Origin of the sequence: Candidatus Manganitrophus morganii (genome assembly GCA_021651055.1) — a bacterium.
Classification (GTDB): domain Bacteria; phylum Nitrospirota; class Nitrospiria; order SBBL01; family Manganitrophaceae; genus Manganitrophus; species Manganitrophus morganii.
In genome coordinates, this window is sequence record JAJHOH010000001.1 from 3185259 (window position 1) to 3205778 (window position 20520).

At 54.4% G+C, this 20520-nt stretch carries 14 protein-coding genes; 10 read left to right on the forward strand and 4 right to left on the reverse strand.

What is annotated here, in order from left to right; genetic code table 11:
- The first annotated feature begins 35 nt into the window (after positions 1 to 35).
- Both MCM46_14730 and MCM46_14735 read left to right on the forward strand, forming a co-directional pair.
- On the forward strand, positions 36 to 218 hold the full coding sequence (locus tag MCM46_14730; protein ID MCG3113069.1) for a DUF4177 domain-containing protein: 183 nt from the start codon (positions 36 to 38) through the stop codon (positions 216 to 218).
- Complete coding sequence (locus MCM46_14735; GenBank protein MCG3113070.1) at positions 215 to 2299, forward strand: diguanylate cyclase; 2085 nt, start codon at positions 215 to 217, stop codon at positions 2297 to 2299. The genes MCM46_14730 and MCM46_14735 overlap by 4 nt, the downstream gene beginning before the upstream one ends.
- Positions 2300 to 2388: 89 nt before the next feature.
- Here MCM46_14735 and MCM46_14740 read toward each other — a convergent pair whose 3' ends face one another.
- From MCM46_14740 to MCM46_14750, 3 genes are read right to left on the reverse strand one after another with little or no spacing between them, the layout of a single operon-like run.
- On the reverse strand, positions 2389 to 2826 hold the full coding sequence (locus MCM46_14740) for a hypothetical protein (GenBank protein MCG3113071.1): 438 nt from the start codon (positions 2824 to 2826) through the stop codon (positions 2389 to 2391).
- A gap of 2 nt (positions 2827 to 2828) precedes the next feature.
- On the reverse strand, positions 2829 to 4214 hold the full coding sequence (locus MCM46_14745; protein ID MCG3113072.1) for a HEAT repeat domain-containing protein: 1386 nt from the start codon (positions 4212 to 4214) through the stop codon (positions 2829 to 2831).
- 59 nt (positions 4215 to 4273) lie between these two features.
- Positions 4274 to 5995: an AarF/UbiB family protein gene (locus MCM46_14750; protein MCG3113073.1), complete on the reverse strand. Its 1722-nt coding sequence runs from the start codon at positions 5993 to 5995 to the stop codon at positions 4274 to 4276.
- Between the two features lie 163 nt (positions 5996 to 6158).
- Here MCM46_14750 and MCM46_14755 point away from each other — a divergent pair, with 163 nt between their 5' ends.
- The 5 genes from MCM46_14755 to MCM46_14775 all read left to right on the forward strand — a co-directional run bounded on the left by MCM46_14755 (position 6159) and on the right by MCM46_14775 (position 11721).
- Positions 6159 to 8171: a tetratricopeptide repeat protein gene (locus tag MCM46_14755; protein MCG3113074.1), complete on the forward strand. Its 2013-nt coding sequence runs from the start codon at positions 6159 to 6161 to the stop codon at positions 8169 to 8171.
- A 150-nt stretch (positions 8172 to 8321) separates the two neighbouring features.
- Positions 8322 to 10067 (forward strand): AAA family ATPase, encoded by a 1746-nt coding sequence (locus MCM46_14760; protein ID MCG3113075.1) that lies wholly within the window; start codon positions 8322 to 8324, stop codon positions 10065 to 10067.
- A gap of 78 nt (positions 10068 to 10145) precedes the next feature.
- Positions 10146 to 10832 (forward strand): rhomboid family intramembrane serine protease, encoded by a 687-nt coding sequence (locus MCM46_14765; GenBank protein MCG3113076.1) that lies wholly within the window; start codon positions 10146 to 10148, stop codon positions 10830 to 10832.
- A gap of 66 nt (positions 10833 to 10898) precedes the next feature.
- Positions 10899 to 11216 (forward strand): hypothetical protein, encoded by a 318-nt coding sequence (locus tag MCM46_14770; protein ID MCG3113077.1) that lies wholly within the window; start codon positions 10899 to 10901, stop codon positions 11214 to 11216.
- Positions 11197 to 11721: a DUF6036 family nucleotidyltransferase gene (locus MCM46_14775; GenBank protein MCG3113078.1), complete on the forward strand. Its 525-nt coding sequence runs from the start codon at positions 11197 to 11199 to the stop codon at positions 11719 to 11721. The genes MCM46_14770 and MCM46_14775 overlap by 20 nt, the downstream gene beginning before the upstream one ends.
- A 19-nt stretch (positions 11722 to 11740) precedes the next feature.
- Here MCM46_14775 and MCM46_14780 read toward each other — a convergent pair whose 3' ends face one another.
- The gene (locus MCM46_14780; protein ID MCG3113079.1) at positions 11741 to 12280 is read right to left on the reverse strand and encodes a YqhA family protein; all 540 of its coding nucleotides are present in this window, start codon (positions 12278 to 12280) and stop codon (positions 11741 to 11743) included.
- 540 nt (positions 12281 to 12820) lie between these two features.
- Between MCM46_14780 and MCM46_14785 the strand changes: the two genes are divergently transcribed.
- The 3 genes from MCM46_14785 (at position 12821) to MCM46_14795 (ending at position 20448) form a co-directional block, all read left to right on the forward strand.
- Complete coding sequence (locus tag MCM46_14785) at positions 12821 to 18286, forward strand: fibronectin type III domain-containing protein (protein MCG3113080.1); 5466 nt, start codon at positions 12821 to 12823, stop codon at positions 18284 to 18286.
- Positions 18287 to 18331: 45 nt separating this feature from the next.
- On the forward strand, positions 18332 to 19444 hold the full coding sequence (locus tag MCM46_14790; GenBank protein MCG3113081.1) for a tail fiber domain-containing protein: 1113 nt from the start codon (positions 18332 to 18334) through the stop codon (positions 19442 to 19444).
- 92 nt (positions 19445 to 19536) lie between these two features.
- Positions 19537 to 20448: a tail fiber domain-containing protein gene (locus tag MCM46_14795; protein ID MCG3113082.1), complete on the forward strand. Its 912-nt coding sequence runs from the start codon at positions 19537 to 19539 to the stop codon at positions 20446 to 20448.
- Positions 20449 to 20520: the final 72 nt, after the last annotated feature.

Consider the following 20520-nt stretch of genomic DNA (forward strand, 5'->3'; position numbering starts at 1 on the left):
TATCGTTCCACCCCCCGTTCTGAAGGAGTCCTGACGTGCCGAAATGGGAATATAAGTCGGAACGACTCGCCGGGGTGCAGATCGACAACCAGCTCAACTTTCTCGGGGCGCAGGGATGGGAGCTGGTTCAGATCATCCACCAGCCTGAAGAAACCTACCCCTTTCTCTGCATCCTCAAAAAACGCCTGGAGGGACACGGCCCGGAGGGATACGATTGAGGATCGTCTCACTCTTTATCCTCTTTCTTCTCTCCGCCGGAAATGCCCGGCCGAGCGATCTTTTTTTCTCCCCGGGGCGGATCGTCTGGTTGACTCTCTTCGTTTATCTCGCCGCTTCTCTCGCCTATCGGTGGACCCGGGCGCCGGTTCGGACCGCCGCGATGAAATGGGAGGGGGCGGCCCTCTCCCTGTTGTTGGTCAACGCCGTCGTTCAGCAGACCGGTGGCGTCCATTCCTACTTCCTCACCCTCTATCCCGTCGTCCTCCTGGTTGCCTCTTTCCAATTCAGCTTTTTTAGAAGTATGATCCTGGTCTCCGGCATCTTTTTTCTGGAGGGGGTGAGTTTATCGGTCGCCCCCCCGGCCAATCCCCTTTCCCAATGGATGGTCTTCTTTCCGCTTGCTTTGATCGTCATCCCGCTCACCGTAAAATGGGGGCTTCGTGCGTTCTACCGAGAGCGGGAGATGTTAATGAAGAAGCTGAAGAATAACAAGATGGAGGAGGCGGTGCCTCTTCCCGATATGAAGCAGCGGCCGGAATTGGCGCGTCTTTCGAAAGAAGAAGAAAAGGATGAGGCGCAGATGCTGGCGAAGCGGCTGGAGGGGCATCTGGAGCACCTTCTTGGCCTGATTCTGGCGAGCCGGATGCAGGCGCACCGCGCCGTTTTTCTTTCATACGATCGGGAGAGAGAGCTCCTCCGGGTCCGGGCGGCCCAGGGGCGACAAGCGCCGCTCGGCATCGATCTCCAAAGGACGATCCCCCTCGGCGAGGGAATTCTCGGCTGGATCGCGAAGGAGAGGAGAGCCGTTGCGATTGCCGATCTGCCGGATCAGAAGGAGCCGCTCGATTATGACGACGGATCGGTGATCCCGCATTCTCTTTTAGCCGTTCCGGTGCTCGATCAAGATCTTTTTGAAGGGCTTCTCTGTGTCGATAGCCTTGCCGACCATGCTTTCTCGAGCCAGGACGAGGAGGTGCTCCAGAGGGTGGCCCAGGAGATCGTGACGGTGCTGACTTATTACCGGGAGCAGCAGCGAATGAGCCAGCGGACGCGGGTCTACTCGGCCCTTCTGGAGATCAGCAAAAGTCTCGGCTCCCGGCTTGATCTCGATCATCGTCTGGAGATCACGGCCGATTCGGCGAAAGAGATCATCGATTACGACCGCTGCTTTATCTTCCTGGTCGAGCCGGGGGAGAGGCGGCTGACGGTGAAGGCGGTGAAGGGGTATGATCCGGCCGTCGTCGATTACACCTTCGCCCTCACGAACGGATTGCTCAGCATCATCGTGAAGAACCGCCAGGTGCTCCTCTTCTCTCAATTGCCTTCGCAGCGGGCGAAGCACAAGATTTTTCCCGACGGGTGTAAAATCAGCGTCGATTGCCAATCGTTCCTCGGGCTTCCGTTGATCATCGAAGACCGGGCGATGGGGGTGGTCCTCTTCCTCTCCGAGAAGGAGAACGCCTTCACCACCTATGATCGGCACGTTCTCTCGATTCTCTGCAATCATGTCGCGATCTCCATCGCCGAGGCGCAGGCCCACGCGCAGGTGGAGCGGTTGGCGATCACCGACGGCTTGACCGGCGTCTACAATCACCGCCGTTTCCAAGAGCGGCTCCAGGAGGAATTCGTCCGCAACGCGCGTCACCCCGAGCCCTTCTCGATTCTGATGATCGACATCGACTTTTTCAAAAAGATCAACGACACCTTCGGGCATCCGGCGGGGGACGCCGTCCTGAAGGTCATCGCCAAACTCCTGGCCAAAATGGTCCGGAAGCTCGACGTGGTCGCCCGCTACGGCGGCGAGGAGTTTGTGGTCCTGTTGCTGAAGACCGATTCGATGCAGGCGTGGCAAATGGCCGAGCGGATCCGCAAGGCGATCGAGTCGGCCCCGATCGATTGGCAGGGGCAGAAGATCGATGTCACCGTCAGCATCGGTGTTGCCTCTCAGCCGGCCGATGCCGCCCAGCGCGAAGAGCTCATCTCCTGCGCCGACAAGGCGCTCTATTCCTCAAAACGGGCGGGCCGAAACCGCTCGACCCTTTTCAAAGATCTGACCCAGGATATGTACGAGGTCGGCTAATTGGATAAAAGGGGCATCTTTTGCTCTGAATTTTTCAGAATACGTTTAAGAGAATTATAGAAGCAGGAAAGATGGATGACAGGAAGAATTTACCCCGTCGCCTTCTCTAGTGCCTTTTCCAGCGCCTCGATTTTGCCGGCGACCTTCGGGTCCAACTTCTTGATCGACACCTGGATCGATTCCATTTCCGATTGAAGGGGGGCGAGGTTTTTCTTCTGTGTTTCGGAGGCGAGGGAGACCGCTTTCGTGATCCGCTCTTTAGCCTTGCTGGCTTTGTTCTCCGCATCGCCGAAGTTTTTCCGCTTCACCTCATCGCCGGCGGCGCTTAAGAATTCGCGCGCTTCGGTCAGGTTCAGCCGGACGCGCATCATGGAGACCTCGGTTTCAAGGCCGCGGGTCTTGGAGAACATCTCCTCTTTCAGGGTCATGTAATTTTTCTTGACCTCGGTCGTCCCGGCGGCGCCGAGAAAGTAGCCGGCGCCGAAAGAGGCGGCGAGCAGGAGGAGCAAAAAGAGCGTTCTGAACATCGCTACGCCCCCTCCTTCTTCACGAGCCGTTCCTCCGTCTGGATGAGGAGCCGGGCGACGTTTCCCGCCGCGTAGGTCCGAACCGAGCTGTCAGGGTCTTTCAGGCTCTCCTTCAAGATCGGGATCGCCTCCCGTCCGCCGACCTCGCCGAGGGCCCGGACAACGGCGATGCGGACCCGCTGCGCTTCATCGCCGAGCGCTTTCTTCAACAACGGCATCGCTTCTTTACCGCCGACCTTCCGCAATGAGCCGACGGTAAAGTGGCGGACCGCGTAGTCGCTCTCGGCGAGGGCCGCTTCGTAGATCGGCATCGCCCGCTTTCCGAGGCGCTGGAGCCCCTCCGCCGCGGAGACCCGGACGATCGGGTCGGGATCGGTGACCGTTTTATCCAAGAGAGGGATCGCATTCGGATCGCCGAGCTTTCCGAGCGAGGTGGCCGCCGCGCCGCGAACCGCCGGGTCGGCGTCGGTGATCGCCTTGGCGAGCGGGGCAAAGCTCTCCGGGGCGACAATCTCTCCCATCGCTTCGGCTGCATACATCCGAAGGGTGGCATCCGGATCGGCCAGCATCTTCGTTAAAAGGGGGGCCGCCTCGCGCCGCTTGGTTCTCCCCAATGCCGCGGCCCCGGCCGATCGCGCCGGGCCTTCCAATTTCGGGACGATCTCCATGATCTGGGAGAAGGCCTTCTCGTCGCCGTTTCGGGTCAGGGCGGCGAGGGCGAAGAGCTTCACCGTCGGCTCGGTGTCGTCGATCAGCGTGGCGAGGATGTTGTTCATATCGACCCCGGCGGGGGCGCCGTTTTTGGACGCGGCCATATCGTCGAGCGATTTCACCACCGCCACCCGGACCATCCCGTCGGGATCTTTCCCCATGGCGAGGAGGAGCTTCAGCGCCTCCGGACCGCCGAGCTGGCCGAGCGATTCGACGGTGAAGAATCGGACGAACGGCGCGGAGTCTTTCAGCCCGGGAATGATCAGGGGAATTTGAGACCGATCTCCCATCTCACCGATCGCTTTCACGGCGGCGCTCCGAACGAAATAATTTTCGTGCGTCAGGGCGTTGTTGATGATCTCGACGGAAATGGCTTTGAGAAGAGCCGGCGCGATGTCGGGATGGTTCTTCTCTACCTGGTCGTATTCATTGAAGGCCCCCTCGATCTCCCCCTGGGCCATCGAGGCCAATACCTTGAGACGATGGGCCGGAAGGGAGGCCGGCTCTTTCTGGAGGACCGACTCGCTCAGGGCAACCGCTCGGCTGAAGTCTTTCTTTTGATAAGCCGCTTCCGCCTGGGCGATCTCCCGTTCCGAAGAACGGCTGCAGGCCAGCGGAAGCAGGCTGAGTCCGCAGACGATCCATAGGATGACCCGGTGTCTTTTTTTATTGCTCATTTCAATTCCTCTTGGTTTTTGATCCGCCCTCCGGGTTCCGACGGGTTTTTTAAGATAGATTATTTTCGCCTGACGAATGAGTAGAGAAGGGCGAGCGCCGGAAAAACAATCATCGTGCTGAGCACGATGCCCATGGGAGTGTTGAAACTGCGGACCAGATTACTATAAAGCAGCGTCATTGTCACGATAAATCCCGCAAGGACGGTTCGGTAGGCAAGTTTGTAGATCTTGGTCAGAATGGCGGTCAGATCTTCCGAGTTCATCCGGGTCCGAAACTGTCCGTTGCTGGCGAGCTCCAAGAAGTTTCGAAGAACCACCGGAAGCTCGATCAACGCAATCGCGATCTCTTTTCCCCTGGAGAAGATCTCGCCGACGAAATCGGGCGAGCCGACGAATTTCTTGGCGTACGGCTCGGCGATTTCGATGATGTTCAGGTCGGGATCGAGCTGCGAGCAGAGGCCGTTGAGCATCCCGGCGGTCCGTCCGACGAGGATGAAGTGATTCGGGACCTGAAGCGACGGGTAGACGTGGAAGAGGGTTTCGAGATCTTGCGCGATCTGCGTCAGGGTGATCCGTTTGAACGCGCGGGGGGAGATGTCGCGGTATCGGTCCATGAAGAAGCGGACCACGTTTTCGATGTCCTCCATCCGCTCGGTCCGGGCGATGAATCCAAGATCGAGGAGGGCACGGGCGATGCCGGTGATCTCCCGGTCGATGATCGCGATCATCATCTTCTCCATCCCGCGGTGGACGCCGGTGTCGATCTGCTGCATCAGGCCGAAATCGACGAAGACGAGCCGCGGCCCCGGCTGAACGAAGAGGTTCCCAGGATGAGGGTCGCCGTGGAAGAAGCGATGCTGCAAGATCTGCTTCATATACGATTCGACCAGGAGGGTGGCGACCGCCTTGGTGTCGATCCCGGCGCGGCGGATCTCCTCGGTCCGGCTGATTTTGATCCCCTCTACGAATTCGAGCGTGAGGATCCGTCCGGTGGTGTAATTCCAGAGGACCTTCGGGACGACGATGCGCGGATCGCTTGCGAAATTTTTATGAAACTGCTCCGCCTGCCGGGCCTCGACAAAATAGTCGAGCTCCTTATGGACGATCTTGGAGAACTCCGTATAGAGAATGTCGAAGCGGATATTGGTCATTACCTTCTGCAGGACCCAGACGATCCAGCGGATGGCGCGGAGATCGATCTCGACGATCTGCTCGATCTCGGGGTATTGCACCTTGACCGCCACCCGCATTCCATCTTCCCGAAGGGTCGCCTCGTGGACCTGCCCCAGGGAGGCCGACGCGAGGGGGATCTCGTTGAACGTTTCGAAGAGGGTCTCGGGCGGGACGCCGAACTCCTGGATGAATCGGGTCCGGATCGTCGAATAGGGGGCGGGGGGGACTTGATCCTGCAGCAGGGAGAGGGTCTGCGTGTAGGCGTCGGGGAGAAGATCGACCCGGGCGCTCATGAACTGGCCGACCTTGATCAGCAATCCCTTGAGGGTGAGGGCCGCCTTCTGCATCCGGAGGGCGTTTTTGCGATGCAGCGCCTCTTTCCACTCCACCGCCTTCATTCGAGGAACGTAGAGGGAGCCGAGCTTGTAGATGAAGTAGCTGAAAAAAATCCGAAAGGCGACCCAGAGAATGCGCAGCGCCCGGCGCCTCAGATAGATCTGCTCCCCGACCGGGGTCGGCGGGATGTCGATCGGAGGAGAGCCGGAGGGGATCTCCCGGTTTTCCGAGGAGGCGTCGGTAATTGGATCGGATGCCGCTTTGGCCGTCACGAAGACCTCACGTAAGCAGCCCATCTTAGCAAGATTGTCTTGAAGGATCAAGAAGGGGAGGGGAGATCCTCAATTTGACAAAAATTGGAATGTGTGTAACATTTTATACGAATTTTGTCACCCCACACTTTTCCTTTCGACATAAGTAAGGAGTCGCCTCAGGTTGAAGGCATTTCAGCTCTTATCCAGATCTCTTTGGAAAAGATCAGGGACCCTTCTCTGGGTATTCTCCCTTCTACTTCTTCCCCTCTTTACCCCCGCGGTATTCTCCGCCGAGAAGGACGACAGCGCCCTTTTCTTCGAAGGGCACGATCTGATGGAGAAACGCCAGCCGGAGAAGGCGATTCCGATCTTCGAAGAGGTGCTTCAAAAATACCCTCAGAGTAAGATACGCGATCTGGCGCTCTTCTGGCTCGGCCGCGCCTATCTGGAAACGAAGCAGACCGACAAGAGCCGGGAAACCCTCTCCCAGCTTGATCAGGCTTTTCCGGAGAGCCCCCTCCGGACAAAATTGCAGAGAATGATCGTTTCAAAAGAAGCCGCGCTCGCCCGCGCGGAAAAACGAGAGGTGGAGAAAAGGGAAAGAGAAGCGAAGGAAGCGGCGGCGAAAGCGGCCTCCCCTCCCAAAGCCGCCGCGAAGAAAACCCCTCCCGCTGCGGCAAAGGAAGCGCTTTCGGAAGAGAAAATGCCGGCTCCGCCGCGGTCCGCGTCCACCCGTCCGGCCGAGGGATTTCTTCTTGTCATTCCGCAGGTCGCCGAGGTCAAGGTCGAGCCGTCGGCCGATGAGAAGCGGGGATATCCCGGCGAGGATGTCGAGTTCCCGGTCGTGATCACCAATCGCGGAAACGGCGAAGATTCGTTTACCCTCGATTCGACCTTTCCGATCGAGTTCCGTCCCACCTTCTATGCCGAGGGGAGCGCCGGGGAGACGATCCAGACCACCCCGACCCTCCAGCCCGACCAATCGTTCCGGGCGCGGCTGCGGGTCCATCTTCCTTCGAACATGACCGACAACCAGAACAAAGTCTTTGAGATCAAGGTCGCCTCCCGATTCGACCGGAACAGTTTTCAGTGGGTGAGGAAGACGGTCGTCGCGTCGGCGCCGCTGCTCCTCGGCGAGTACCGCTCCGACAAAGAGCGGGCGCGTCCGGGGGAAGAGGTCCGGTATACGATCGTCCTGATCAACAATGGAAGTTCGGAAGCGCGCGACGTGCGGGTCCGCTACGCTTATCATCCTTCTTTGGTCTTCTTAAGCGCTTCGCCGCAGCCGGAGCGGGTCGAGTCGGCCGGCCGGGCGATCTATTGGAACCTCTCCGGAATCAATTCGAAGGGAAATGAGAAGATCGAGGTTGCCTTCAAGGTGGGGGACGAAACCGCCGCCGGCCAGCAGGTATTGAACCGCGGGACCTATCTCGCCTCGGTCGGCGGAGAGGTCCCCTTTCTCTCGCCGCCGGTCTCCGTGATGCAGGTCGCCTCGCTCCGTCTCGAGGGGGCGAAGGAGGAGCAGCGGGTCGTTTCGGGAGATCAGGTTTTCTTCCCGTTTACTTTGACGAACCTGGGGAACGGCCCGGACCAGTTTGCGTTGAAGGCGGCCGGCGCCCCGTCGGACCGCTTGACCCTCTACTTCGATAAGAACCAGGACGGCCTTTTCCAATCGGGCGAGCCGGCGATCACCGAGACGCCGCTTCTCGGCACACGGGAGAACTTCCCGGTGTTGGTGGGGGTGAAGGTGCCGGTCGGCCGCGACGGCGAGCGGCTCGATATTCGCCTCGATGCCCAGTCGAGACACGACGGCAAAGCGATCGCCACGGCGAGCCGGGCGCTCCTTTTGAGCCTCCCGATGGTGGCGATTCAGAGCCAGCTTCTATCGCGCGACAACCTCCCGGGGGGGGTGATCTCGTACCAGGCGACGGTCACCAACAACGGCTCCGGCCTCGCGCGGAACGTGATCGTTTCGGAGCTTCTTCCGCCGGAGCTGGAATTCGTTCATGCCGATCCCGAGCCGACCGAAAAAGAGGGCAAGCGGTGGATTTGGAAGATGAACGATCTGGGACCGCAGCAGAAGCGGACCTTCGCCGTCAGCGTTCGCATCCGAAAAGGGCTTCCGGCCGGAACGACGGTGCAGAAGCAGACCGAGATTTTTTATCAAGATCTTCACGGAAACCGATATCCATAAGTAAGGTGTCATTCCGCGCAAGCGGGAATCCAGAAGGAGTCATATTTAAATAATCTGGATTCCCGATGAAACATCTGGTGGCCGCCCCTTTTCGTGGGCTATCGGGAATGACAGATGAAGAATTAAAATCGTGAGCTGAAGACCGACCCGATGTATCTTCCTTTTTTCGGTTTTAAAGAGCCCCCTTTCAAGCTCTCCCCCGACCCGCGCTTTTTTTTCTCCAGCAAGAAACATCAAGAGGCTTTCTCGCATATTCTTTACGGCCTGAAAGAGCGGAAAGGTTTCATCGTCGTCACCGGGGAGGTCGGCACCGGGAAGACGACCCTCTGCCGGCACCTGCTGGCCAAGCTCGATCCGACCGTCCGGACCGCCCTTCTCTTCAATCCCCAGCTGACCACGGTGGAGCTGCTGCAGAGCATCAACCAGGACTTCGGTCTGAAGGGGGATGGGCAGACCAAGAAGGCCCTGTTAGATGAGCTGAACCGGTTTCTTCTTGATCTTCTCGCGCAGGGGGGAAACGCCCTCCTCATCATCGACGAAGCGCAGCTGTTGACCATCGAGTGTCTGGAGGAGATCCGCCTTCTCTCCAACCTGGAGACCGACCAGTCGAAGCTGATCCAGATCCTCCTGATCGGGCAGCCGGAGCTGAAGGAGACCCTCTCGCAGCATGCGCTGCGCCAGCTTCGGCAGCGGATCTCGATCATGTACGAAATCGAGCCGCTCGACCGGAAGGAGGTCACCGCCTATATCGACGCCCGAATCGAGGTGGCGGGGGGAAAGGAAAAGGTCGCCTTTGCGCCGAAGGCGATCGATCGGATTTATGCTTTCAGCAATGGGTTTCCGCGGTTGATCAACGTCGTCGCCGACCAGGCCCTTCTGGCCGCCTATGTGGCGAACACAACCTTTGTCTCCGAGACGCTGGTCCAGCAGGCGGTGGAGGAGTTGAAGAAAGCCGATGCTGCCGGCCCTTCCCGCCTGCCGGTGAGACGGACCGCGTTGCTCGGCCGTTATGCGCTCCCGGTCGCCTGGGGGATGGCCCTCTTGATTCCGATTTTCTTGGCAGGTCTTCTTTGGAAAGGAGGGCTTTTCTCTCGGGAAGCGGTCCGGGTCGAATCGGTGCAAGCCAAGCCCTCGTCCGATGTCGCATCATCCCCTCCCATCGAGGCGTTGACGGGGACCGTCGGCATGCAGGAGAGATCCGCGGGGAGCCCGGCCCCCATCGTCCTCCCTCCGGGAAAAAATATCCCGGAGATAGCTCCATCCAAACCGCTCTTCGATCCGGACGGCATTTATCGGGTTGAACTCCTTGTCGAGACCGAAAAGGGGGCCTATCTCACCCTGCTGAATCTCTTGACCCCGCTTCCGCCCGAGGAGCGATGGCGGGAGAAGAGCATGGGAGAGGTGCTTCAGTGGCTGCGGGAAAACAATATCGAGACGTATCCGCTGCCGCTCACGTTGAAGAAGGTCCTCGCGTTTAATTCGCCGCTTCTCTTCTCCTTCAGTGAGGAGGCTGGACACCGTTACCAGGTTCTCGTTAAGATCGAGGGGGAGGAGGCGTTGCTCTATGATCCATTGGACGGACGGAAGCGGGTTCCCCTTCGCGAGCTGACCGCGGCATGGAAGGGGAGCGGCATTTTGCTTTGGCGGGAAATGGAAGGGTTGGAACTTCCATTCCGAAGGGTGGGGCCGGACCCCTCCGTTCAAAAAATCCAAGAGGTCCTGACCAAAGAAGGTCTCTACGTCGGGCCGGCCGACGGCCTTTGGGGACCGCAAACGGCGAAGGCCCTCCGCTTCTTTCAGCAGAAAGAGGGATTGGAGGAAGATGGTCTCTTCGGAACCGAGACCCATCTTCTTCTCTCCAAGCGGGCCGGCGAAGGGACTCCTTCCTTAAGATAGACGACACCCCCCCATTCGTGATTTAATAAGCGATCCATCGTCCGCTTTCAGCTCAAAAGACAAAAAAGGAAGTCCCAGATGATCCCATTGAAAGATGATCTCCCGACCCGCACCACGCCGGTGGTGACGATCGGCCTGATCGCCGTGAATATCGTTGTGTTCTTCTACGAGATTTCGCTCGGTCCGTCCGCCGAGGAATTTATCTTCGCCTTCGGCGCGATTCCGGCGAACCTGGTCCGGGGGCTGGAGGGGGGGGCGCCGTCGATCGTGGCGGCTTCGAGTGTTTTGACCTCGATGTTCCTGCACGGCGGTTTGATGCATGTGGCGGGGAACATGCTCTACCTTTGGATTTTCGGAAACAACATCGAAGATGTGATGGGGCATGTCCGCTTCATCTTCTTCTACATCATTTGCGGCGTGCTTGCCGCCTACAGCCACGCCCTCACCGAGCCCGGCTCCCGCGTTCCGATGATCGGGGCCAGCGGCGCGGTGTCGGGGGTCCTCGGCGCCTATCTTCTCCTTTTCCCTCATGCGAAGGTCTTGACCCTCGTTCCGATCGGTTTCTTCATCCAGATCATCCGCATCCCGGCCGTGTTGGTCTTGGGGATCTGGTTTCTGGTTCAAACGGTCAGCGGCCTCTTCAGCGGGGGCCAGGTCGGCGGAATCGCCTGGTTCGCCCACGTTGGCGGTTTCCTCGCCGGCATGGCGCTGATCTATCCCTTCAAGAAGAAGCAGCGAAAGCGGCGGCAAGAAGGGTGGTTTTGAAGGGGCGATTACGAATCGGTCAATTAGGAATGAGGAATCGAGAGCACGAGGAATAGGGGGCTTGGCGTGGGTCCATCAAGGCTTCGGATTATTCCATTCTACACCGGGGACGAAAGTCTGGAAGCGGCTCTCGCCAATTCCAAGAGTCTCCGTCTGCTCTGGCTGGAGATCTTGATCAATGAGAGCATTCCGTGGGAAGCGTATCTCGATCGGCCCGAGGTGAACGTCGCTTATGAAAAAGCCTGCGCTTGGCACAGTCAGTTCAAGACGATGATCGAAGGCCACGCGGGAAAGAGATCGTTGCCGTCGCGTAAGAGCGAAGTGGATATGCGAGAGTATCGAATCCTTTTGGAGGCGCTCAACTTTGTCGCAAGTCGACCTTGAACGAGTCATCACGCTCCTTAAAGAGTTTTCCCATCGGAAAAAAGGGGGTCTGCGGTTAATCCTCGTCGGTGCCCTTGCGTTGCAGCATTACGGCATGCGCGACAGGGCGACCTTCGATCTTGATGCGGAAGTAAGTGGAGATTTGGAGGGGCTTTTTCAATTTCTTAAAGATCATCAGATTCCCGCCGATCTCGGGGAGGATATTTCCGGCTGGTCGGTGATCGCGATGCCCCCCGGCTACCAGGATCGCGCGGTGACCCTCTATGAGGACGCACACCTTGAAGTAAAGGCCCTCAGCCCCCTCGATTTAATCATTGCGAAGTTGCGCCGGTTCACGGAAGAAGATATCCAGGATGCTTTGTTTATCGCAGGAAAGTACGGCATCCGAGCCGAGGAGATCGAGCGCGCCGCCGATGCAGCGATTCAATCCTCCGCCAAGGACACGGCCCTTTTTCTTTTTCGAAGGAATGTTCAACTGTTTTTAGAAAAGGTAAGAGGGAATTAGATCGCTTTTCCCCGCCGATTTATTCCCCGTGGTGGCCGGACTTGTTGGTGAAGTAGAGGGCGAGGGCGACCATCAGGATGCCGAAGCCAAGGTAGAGGATGTTGAGGGGATTGTCGAACTTGGTGTGAACGACGTTCTTGAAGAAGGAGACGATCAGGATCATCAAGATCACCTTCGCCAGCCGGTCTTTCAGATCATCGAGGGTCTTGATCAGCAGAATCCGAGAGCTGCTGTGGGTGTCTTCTTCGGCCTGTTTGATCTTGCTGATGAAGAGCTCATAGAGCCCCAACGAGAAGATCAGCAGCACAGTCGCCAGTAGGTAGTCGTCGATGGCGGTGATGACGTGGCTGATGGTGTTGCTGTGGAAGGCATCGTATCCCTCCCCGCCGCCCGAACCGAGCAGATAGGTCACCGTCTTTACCACCAACCATCCCACGTCGATCGTCGCGATCACAAAGAGAATGAACGAGGAGACGAGGCTGGAGACGACCGCCAAAATGACGATGAAGCGGCTTCGCCAGAGGAGGGTTTCGAAGAGTTGTTCGATCGGTTTCATCATATCGGTATCCTTTGTCCAGCCCGGTATCTTATTCAAACCGGTGGGGTATTGCAAGGGGAAAGCTTCTTAAATAAAACTTGCAAAGATAAAACTTCCTGCCGCAAGAACCCCCACTCAGCTACATGTTACTCGGTATTTTCATCAAATATGATGCAAGTAATTACTTTTTTTCTTGACATCTATTTTCCCTCATTGTTAATATCCGCCTGAATTTCATACTACTAAAAGATACCTTCATAAGGAATACCGACCCCGCCGATTGAAACAGCTTCCTTGTTCCCGTCGTCCCGGTCATTGCTTCAGCTTTTGGTTTCTCGTTTCGTTCTGTTTGGTTCGAAGTGGAACTGGGAGATGGTGGTGACTGTACCTGGCTATTATTTGAAGACTTTCCAATAGCCTTTTCTGGACTAAGAAATCTAAAAATACGCTTTCTTTATCTTTAATAACTGATGCCAGTAAGTGCAACACTTCAACAAGCCGGGCGGTAGATTTCAGCCACGCGTTAGAAGCAGTACACCTACGCACTAAAAGGAGCGGTTTATGTACCTACAGTGGCGGCGCTGGTTATCTGTTTTGGTTCTGCTCATTAGTTTTTCAATTTCTCCTCCCTTCGTCCATAGTCAAGTTTCTCTCCCCATTGAAGGAAAGAGTTCCGTCGGCGGAAATTCAGGCCCCTTCACCTACTCCATTCCTATTGCAGTTCCTCCCGGTCGCAACGGCCTTACTCCCGGATTAGGGCTTACATACAACTCTTCGGGTGGAAATGGTTTTCTCGGCGTAGGCTGGGATTTGCCGATTGGTTATGTCATGCGGAGCATGAAGAATGGCGTCGACTACAACTGTACTTCTTCTGCTGCCAATCCCTGCTTCGTCTTCATGCTGGGAGGTGCTTCTTCTGAACTGATTCCCCGAAACGATTGGCCTAGTTGTAGTAATAACGATTGCTATGGTGCCAAAATTGAAGGGGGTTTCATCAAGTTTCGTTTCATCAATAATTCTTATTGGCAGGCCGTTGATAAAGCTGGAACGACTTACACATTTGGACAGGATCCAACCACAAAACATTCGCAGCAATCCGGTCCTCCGGGGGTTTTCAAATGGGCGCTCGAAACGGTCACTGATATCCATAACAATACCATCAGTTACTCATATTTGAATGACCAAGGAGAAATCTACCCCGCCACAGTCGATTATCAATCGAACCACATTGTCTTTGTCCCAGATAGCGGCAACCGCACGGACAAGCCAACGCTCTTTGGATCGAATTTCTCTGTAACGACGTCCTACCGATTATCAGAAATCAAAGTTTACTCTAATTGGAACGGGACTGCGGGGACACTCAACCGAAAGTACGTTTTGGGCTACTGCGGGGCAGGTGCCAGTTGCGCCGTTAGCAATAGCGGGAGAAGTATCTTAGGCAAGGTGACACAGTACGGAAGTGATGGAGACACACCGGGGGCCAAGGCGTTGCCTGATGTCACATTTGTTTCGAAGAATGTTGCAGTAGATTGGACAACATCTACATGGACTGGCTACTCTCCCACATCGACGCTTGGATATCGTTGTTTTGGTGGAGATCTTAATGGAGACGGAAAGACCGATTCTTGGTGTGAGACCAACAGCAGTTCTGGATCTTGGGATGTGTTTTTATCGACCGGAACAGGTTGGACGCAGCCGTCTCCTTGGACCGGTCCAGCGATCGCTTTTCCGGTTAGCAGGCACTGTTTCACCGGCGACCTGGATGGAAATGCCAAGACTGATATGTGGTGTCAGGCGACCAGCGGAAGCAGTAGCTGGGATATTTGGTTGTCGACCGGGACCGGTTGGAATCATGCTTCTTCTTGGTCTGGCTCATCGTCAGGTCCTCCCACTAGTTTTCCGGCGAGTCAATGCCTCACAGGGGATCTTGACGGTAATGGGAAAACCGATTTTTGGTGTCAGAGCGAAGGGCCTCCAGGCAACTGGGAGGTGAGGCTTTCTACTGGGACTGGATGGTCGGCGCCATCACTCCAGTCCGGACCTGCGCCGAATTTCCCTGTCAGCAATCAGTGCCTCTCTGGAGATTTGAACGGAGATGGTAAAACTGATTTCTGGTGTTGGATAAATGGTTGGAAGATTGCTCTTTCAAATGGAACGGGATGGCAAACACCTCTATCATGGTCGGGACCAACACCCGGCATCCCTGTGGACAATCGGTGTTTTACCGGCGAGTTGAATGGAGATGGGAAAACCGATTTCTGGTGTCAAACGGGGAATGGTACGGGCCTGTGGGATGTCCGGTTCTCTACCGGGAGCAGTTGGTTCACGCCAAGCTCTTCACCTTGGTCCGGACCTGCGATTGCTCTTCCTGTAGGAAATCAATGCCGGAGTGGTGATCTGGATGGAGATGGAAAAACAGACTTTTGGTGCCAAGGATCGATGGGAAGCGGAAATTGGGACTTGAGAATATCCACAGGAAGCGGCTGGACGGCAAAACCTCTGACCGGGACGGTTATTAACAATCCATGGAGCATCAAGCCTTCACTGAATACTTCACGTCAGTTTCTGGGCGTCGGGGTAGTAAACGGAACCCTCTATGCTGTCGGAGGTTCGAATGGTGCAGGTACTCCTTTCAGCACAGTAGAAGCCTATAACCCCGAGACAGATACTGCTTGGACGAATAAAAACTCAATGAATACCGCACGCGGCGAATTGGGCGTAGGGGTAGTGAATGGGAAAATTTATGCGGTGGGAGGATGGAACGGTTCAACCTCTTTCTCGACGGTAGAGGAATATAATCCCGTCAGCAACACCTGGGCAACTAAAAATCAGTCGGCTCCAATGACGCCAAGGAGGGGCTTGGCGGTGGGAGTGATAAACGGGATCCTCTATGCCGTCGGCGGACGGGGGAGTAACAATGCGTATCTGGGTACGGTCGAAGCATATGATCCGGTGGCGAATACTTGGTCGACAAAAACGTCAATGCCGACCCCGCGCAGTCGTCTGGCCGTGGCCGTAGTGAACGGAAAACTCTATGCGATCGGAGGACGTAACAGCACCTCGGATGCGCTGACAACGGTGGAAGAGTACAATCCTGAGACAAATAGTTGGGCCACCAAAACGTCAACACCACCAGCGTTCGATATTACCTCCGGTGCAGGTGTGGTGAACGGAATTATTTATGTTATCTCGACGGCCGACGGTTCTGCCTTCGATACTTTAATGGCTTATGATCCGATGAGCGACGTCTGGACTGAAAATGTGCCGATGCCGACCGAACGCTATGCTTTAGCAGCCGGGGTCGTGAACGAAACCCTCTTTATGGTGGGAGGGTTTACTGATGCCTCCGGGATTGTAGGCACTGTGCAGGCTTTCACCCCTACCGATATGAATCCGTGTCGGGAGGGAGACTTAGACGGAGATGGGAAAATAGATTTTTGGTGCCATCAGTCGAGCGGCAATTGGAAGATCACACAAATGAACACGGGCACCTCCGAAATCGACACCGGAATCTCCGATTTGTTGATTGTTGTCTCCAACGGAATCGGCGGCAACACGTCTATTTTTTATAAACCTTCCTCGGCATATTGGACTTCTAACGATGCCGGTTGGAATCTACCTTTCGTTAGCCAGAATGTTGATGGAATTTCCGTTTGTGATAATTACAACGGGACGTTCTGTCCGGCAGGTGCGAATTTCAGCACCACGAACTACAGTTACAAGGGCGCCTACTATAGTGCTGCAGCTCGGGAGTTCCGCGGTTATGCTTCTATCAAAGCGACCAATCCCGAGAATAACAATACAACCGAGACCTTTTATCACCAGGGGAATGGCGTTACGGTCGCCGCGGATAATGGCAGCGACTTGGAAGGATACACGGCTGGCCGTCCCTATCGCGTTGTTGTGAAGGATAATACAGGTGAAACACGTTCGAAAAAGGAGTTCATCTACACGGCAGACGAAGGTGGGGTTCCTTATTTCACTCCTCTCCAGCAGGAAAACAGTTGGTTCTGTGATACGACCTCTTCCTGTAAGGAGACCGAAGCTGTATATACTTATGATCATACCTATGGGAATCTAACTCGCGAGGATCGTAAAGGCGATCTCTCGACTGTCACAGACGATCAAACAGTGGTCCGAAGCTTTTCTCCCAATACCACTACTTGGATTTTAGGCCTTCCGACCAGCGAAATTATTTATAAAGGCATCAGCACCGATGGCTCTAATAGAATGGCTCAAAGTGATTTTTACTATGATGAATCGACAAGCTGTAGCGCTCCGCTGACGAGTCATACCTCAAATTCCCCTACCAAAGGAGATCTGACCACGGTGGTTCGCTGGCTGAATGTCGGAGGTGCCAATCCGGAAGCCCAGACGGTTTATGATTCCTATGGAAATGTGACCTGTACCTGGGATGCTAACGGGAATAAGACAACTATTTCTTATGACGGCTCTTCTACTTTTCCGAAAGTCGTCACCAATGCATTGGGTCACCAGATGATAACTCAATATTACGGCGTGGATGGAGTGGCGGCCGATAACGGTCTTTATGGGCAGGTGAAGAGTGTGACCGATCCGAATGCAAAGGTCACGACCACCACTTACGACAAATTTGGCCGAAAGATCCAGGTAAACTCACCGGAGGGGGGTTCAACCACCTGGAGCTATCCATGCGTCAGCGCCACCGGATGTACTCCGGATGCGACAAACATTTTCGGAACGGTCGGTTCACAATATGTCAAAACAACCACCTCTACAGAAGCCACCACTACACTTTCTTCCTGGGTCTACTTTGATGGTCTCGGCCGTACGATTAAAGAAAAAAAGACCGGACCCGATAGCAAATTCATTGTTGCCGATACCCATTACAACAATTTAGGCCAAGTTGACAGCAAGACCCTCCCTTATTTTGAGGGCGGAGGGATGAACGGCTCAACCACCTATACCTATGATGTGATTGGACGTCAGCAGCAGATTACCTACCCGGATAATACAGTCCAAACCCCTGTCAGAACACTCTTCTGCTACTTGCTCTGGTCGAGTGGAACCATTGATCCTAAAAACCATCTGAGGTGGGAGACAAAAGATGCATACGGCCGTTTGCTGAAGGTCTATGAATTTACGACGACCTACTCCACCTGTCCTACGAGCGATCCTGCCACTTCGGCCTACGCGACAACCACTTATGTGTACGATGCCTTGGGGAATCTCACCTCTGTCACCGATGCGGCAAACAAGGTCACTTCTATCCAGTACGACTCCCTATCGCGTAAGACGTTCATGAACGATCCCGATGTCGGAGGGGTATCGTATGGCTACGATAGCGTAGGAAATATAATAAGACAGGGAGACTCGAGAGGAAAGATTCTTTCCTTTACTTACGACGCTCTCAACCGAGTTAAAACCAAAACTGCTTCCAACGATACTCAACCCCCCGATCCACCAACAAACGTTAAAGCAACGGCAAATGGGACCACTAGCGTGACGGTGACCTGGAATGTTTCGAACGATAATGGGGTCATCGATCACTATGAAGTTTGGCGTAGATCTTCTCTGAGTGGTAGTTCCTATTTCCGAGTGACTCCAGATCCGACTACAACGACTCTTACCGACAGTGGGGTTACTAGCACAGTGACCTATCTCTACAAAGTCCGTGCGATCGACAAGGCTGGCAATGTCTCGGGTTATAGCACGATTGATTTAGCAACGACATATGCATTTACAGATGATCCCCTGATCGCCGGGAGCACCGCTGTGAAGACAGCCCATATCGTCGACCTGCGTGAGGCGGTTAAAGCGGTAAGGGCTACGGCGGGGGTGCTACCGAATACGCCTCCTTGGACCGATTCGATTTTGAATGGGCTTCTTATCAAAACGATCCATGTTAAAGACCTTCGCGATTATCTGGCTCCGGCGCTAAACGCGCTTGGATTTAGCCCGCCGACCTACACTGATCCAACATTGACAGCTGGATCGACCGTGGTCAAGAAAGCGCATATTGAAGAGCTGCGAGATGCAGTGAAGTGATGTTTCACTTAATTTGACCATTAATCAACATAGGAGTACGTCCTCATGAAAAAAAGGGGAGAGATACAAAAGGCAAGCAGGATCTTGCAAACGTGGATCTCTTGTGCAATTGGCATTACGGTTGTTATATGGATTCTGGGGGATATCGCTCGTGCTCAGACAACCAGCTGTCAAGTAGGGACATTTGAATGTGCTGCTGAGCTTTATCTCTATGACGGCAAAGTAGGAGTTGGAGCGACGGCACCGGTATCGAAATTACAAATAGGAGCACAGATTGATACGTTTACGCCCTATGTGATGCTCAATAACCCTGGCACGAACTCAGCTTTTCGAATCAAAAGTGGTGGACACGTGTTGCATGCTCATATCTCGGACGGGACCGAAGTATTTACGATTGCAAATACAGGCAAAATCGGTGTCGGGACGACAGACCCGGCTACTCTTCTCCAAATCTTTGGAACAGTCGATACCAGTCCTTCCTCGCATGGTCTACTTGTCTTAGGAACGACGATCGGAGATAACATTTCTATCGATTCAAATGAAATTATGGCGAGAAATAACGGTAACATTTCCACCCTTTACCTTAATCAGGAAGGTGGCCATGTCATCATTAATGGGTTATCAACGGCGAATGTCGGCAACGTTGGAATCGGGACGATGTCAACAGTAGATAAGTTGCATGTTGCGGGTAATATCCGAGTAGGAACTGGAACAACAGGATGTGTCAAAGATGCCGATGGTACAGTCGTCGCAGGCGTATGTTCTTCGGATCTTCGGTTGAAAAAAAATATAGAGCCGTTTTCAAATGTCTTAGACAAGCTAATACATCTCCAACCTGTCTATTTTTACTGGAAGTCAAAAGAATATCCCGAATTGGGTTTTGGGGCTTCTCGCAGCTTTGGTTTGGTGGCTCAGGAAGTTGAGAAGGTTTTACCTGAGTTGGTCACGCAAGACACAGTGGGATATAAGGCCATTCGTTACAACGAATTACCTTTTCTGATGCTCCAGGCAATCAAAGAGTTGAAGGCCGAAAATGAGACGTTGGAAGCCGAGAACATGAGGATTAAGGAGGAGCTTAAAGATATAAGAAGTGAGATCGCCGAGATAAAACATCTCTTCATTCAAAAAGTTTCTTTGACCCGATTGGAAGACAAGTAATAACCGATTTGTCTGTATTTGTCTTAATGGTATGTAGGTTGTAAATAGGCTCAAACGGAAAAAACAAAGTCTAATTTAAGGAACACCTCCTTATGGCTAATAAAAGAGAGATACCAACCATAAATAACATCCGGTGGTTCCGGAACTTTTATCTGATTGTTTTCGCGGTTAGCCTGTGGGTTTTGGGGGATGCCGTTCAGGCTCAGACAACAAGCTGCCAAGTAGGAGCGTATGACTGTGCCGGGCAGCTCTACCTCTATAACGGCAACGTCGGCATCGGGACAGCGAGTCCGGCACTTTCAGGGTTGCACATACATAATGTGGGGAGTGCCAATCAGTATCTGAAGTTGACGAATATCGACACTGGTGCCGGGGACCTCGACGGTTTTGACATTGCCGTTGAGAGAACGAGCAAGCGCGCCTTTATTATTCAGAGGGAAACTGCAGATCTCATTCTGCGAACGAGCAACATAGACCGTATGCGGATTGATTCGTCCGGCAATGTTGGCATCGGGACTGCCGGTCCGGCATATAAACTGGATGTGGCGGGAGCCGCGCACGCTTCTAGCTTTCCTACCTCTTCAGATCTCAGACTAAAGACAAACGTTGCTCAACTAACGGGTGCCCTGGAGAAGCTGCAGAAGATCCGAGGCGTCGCTTTTGACTGGAATGAGCAGTATGTCGCACTGGGCCGTTCTACGGGGCATCGGGAAATTGGGGTGGTTGCCCAGGAGGTGGAAGCGGTATTCCCTGAATTAGTGACTCATTGGGGTTCTGAAAACTACCGGGCGGTGGACTATGGACGGCTGACGGCGGTGATGATCGAGGCTATCAAAGAATTAAAGGCTAAAAACGACACGCTGGAAGCTGAAAACAAAAAGATGAAGGAAAGAGAAACTGTTTTAAATGAGAAGCTAATAGCCATAAAAAATGAGGTTGCAGAGGTCAAACAGCTTTTCATTCAGAAGCAGAAAGCTTCTTTGGCGCAATTAGAAGACAAGTAAGTATTGAAGAGAAAATCCTGGTCCTGCTGAATCTGAAATAGAGTGACTTTGGGGTGTCATCTAGGTTTATAG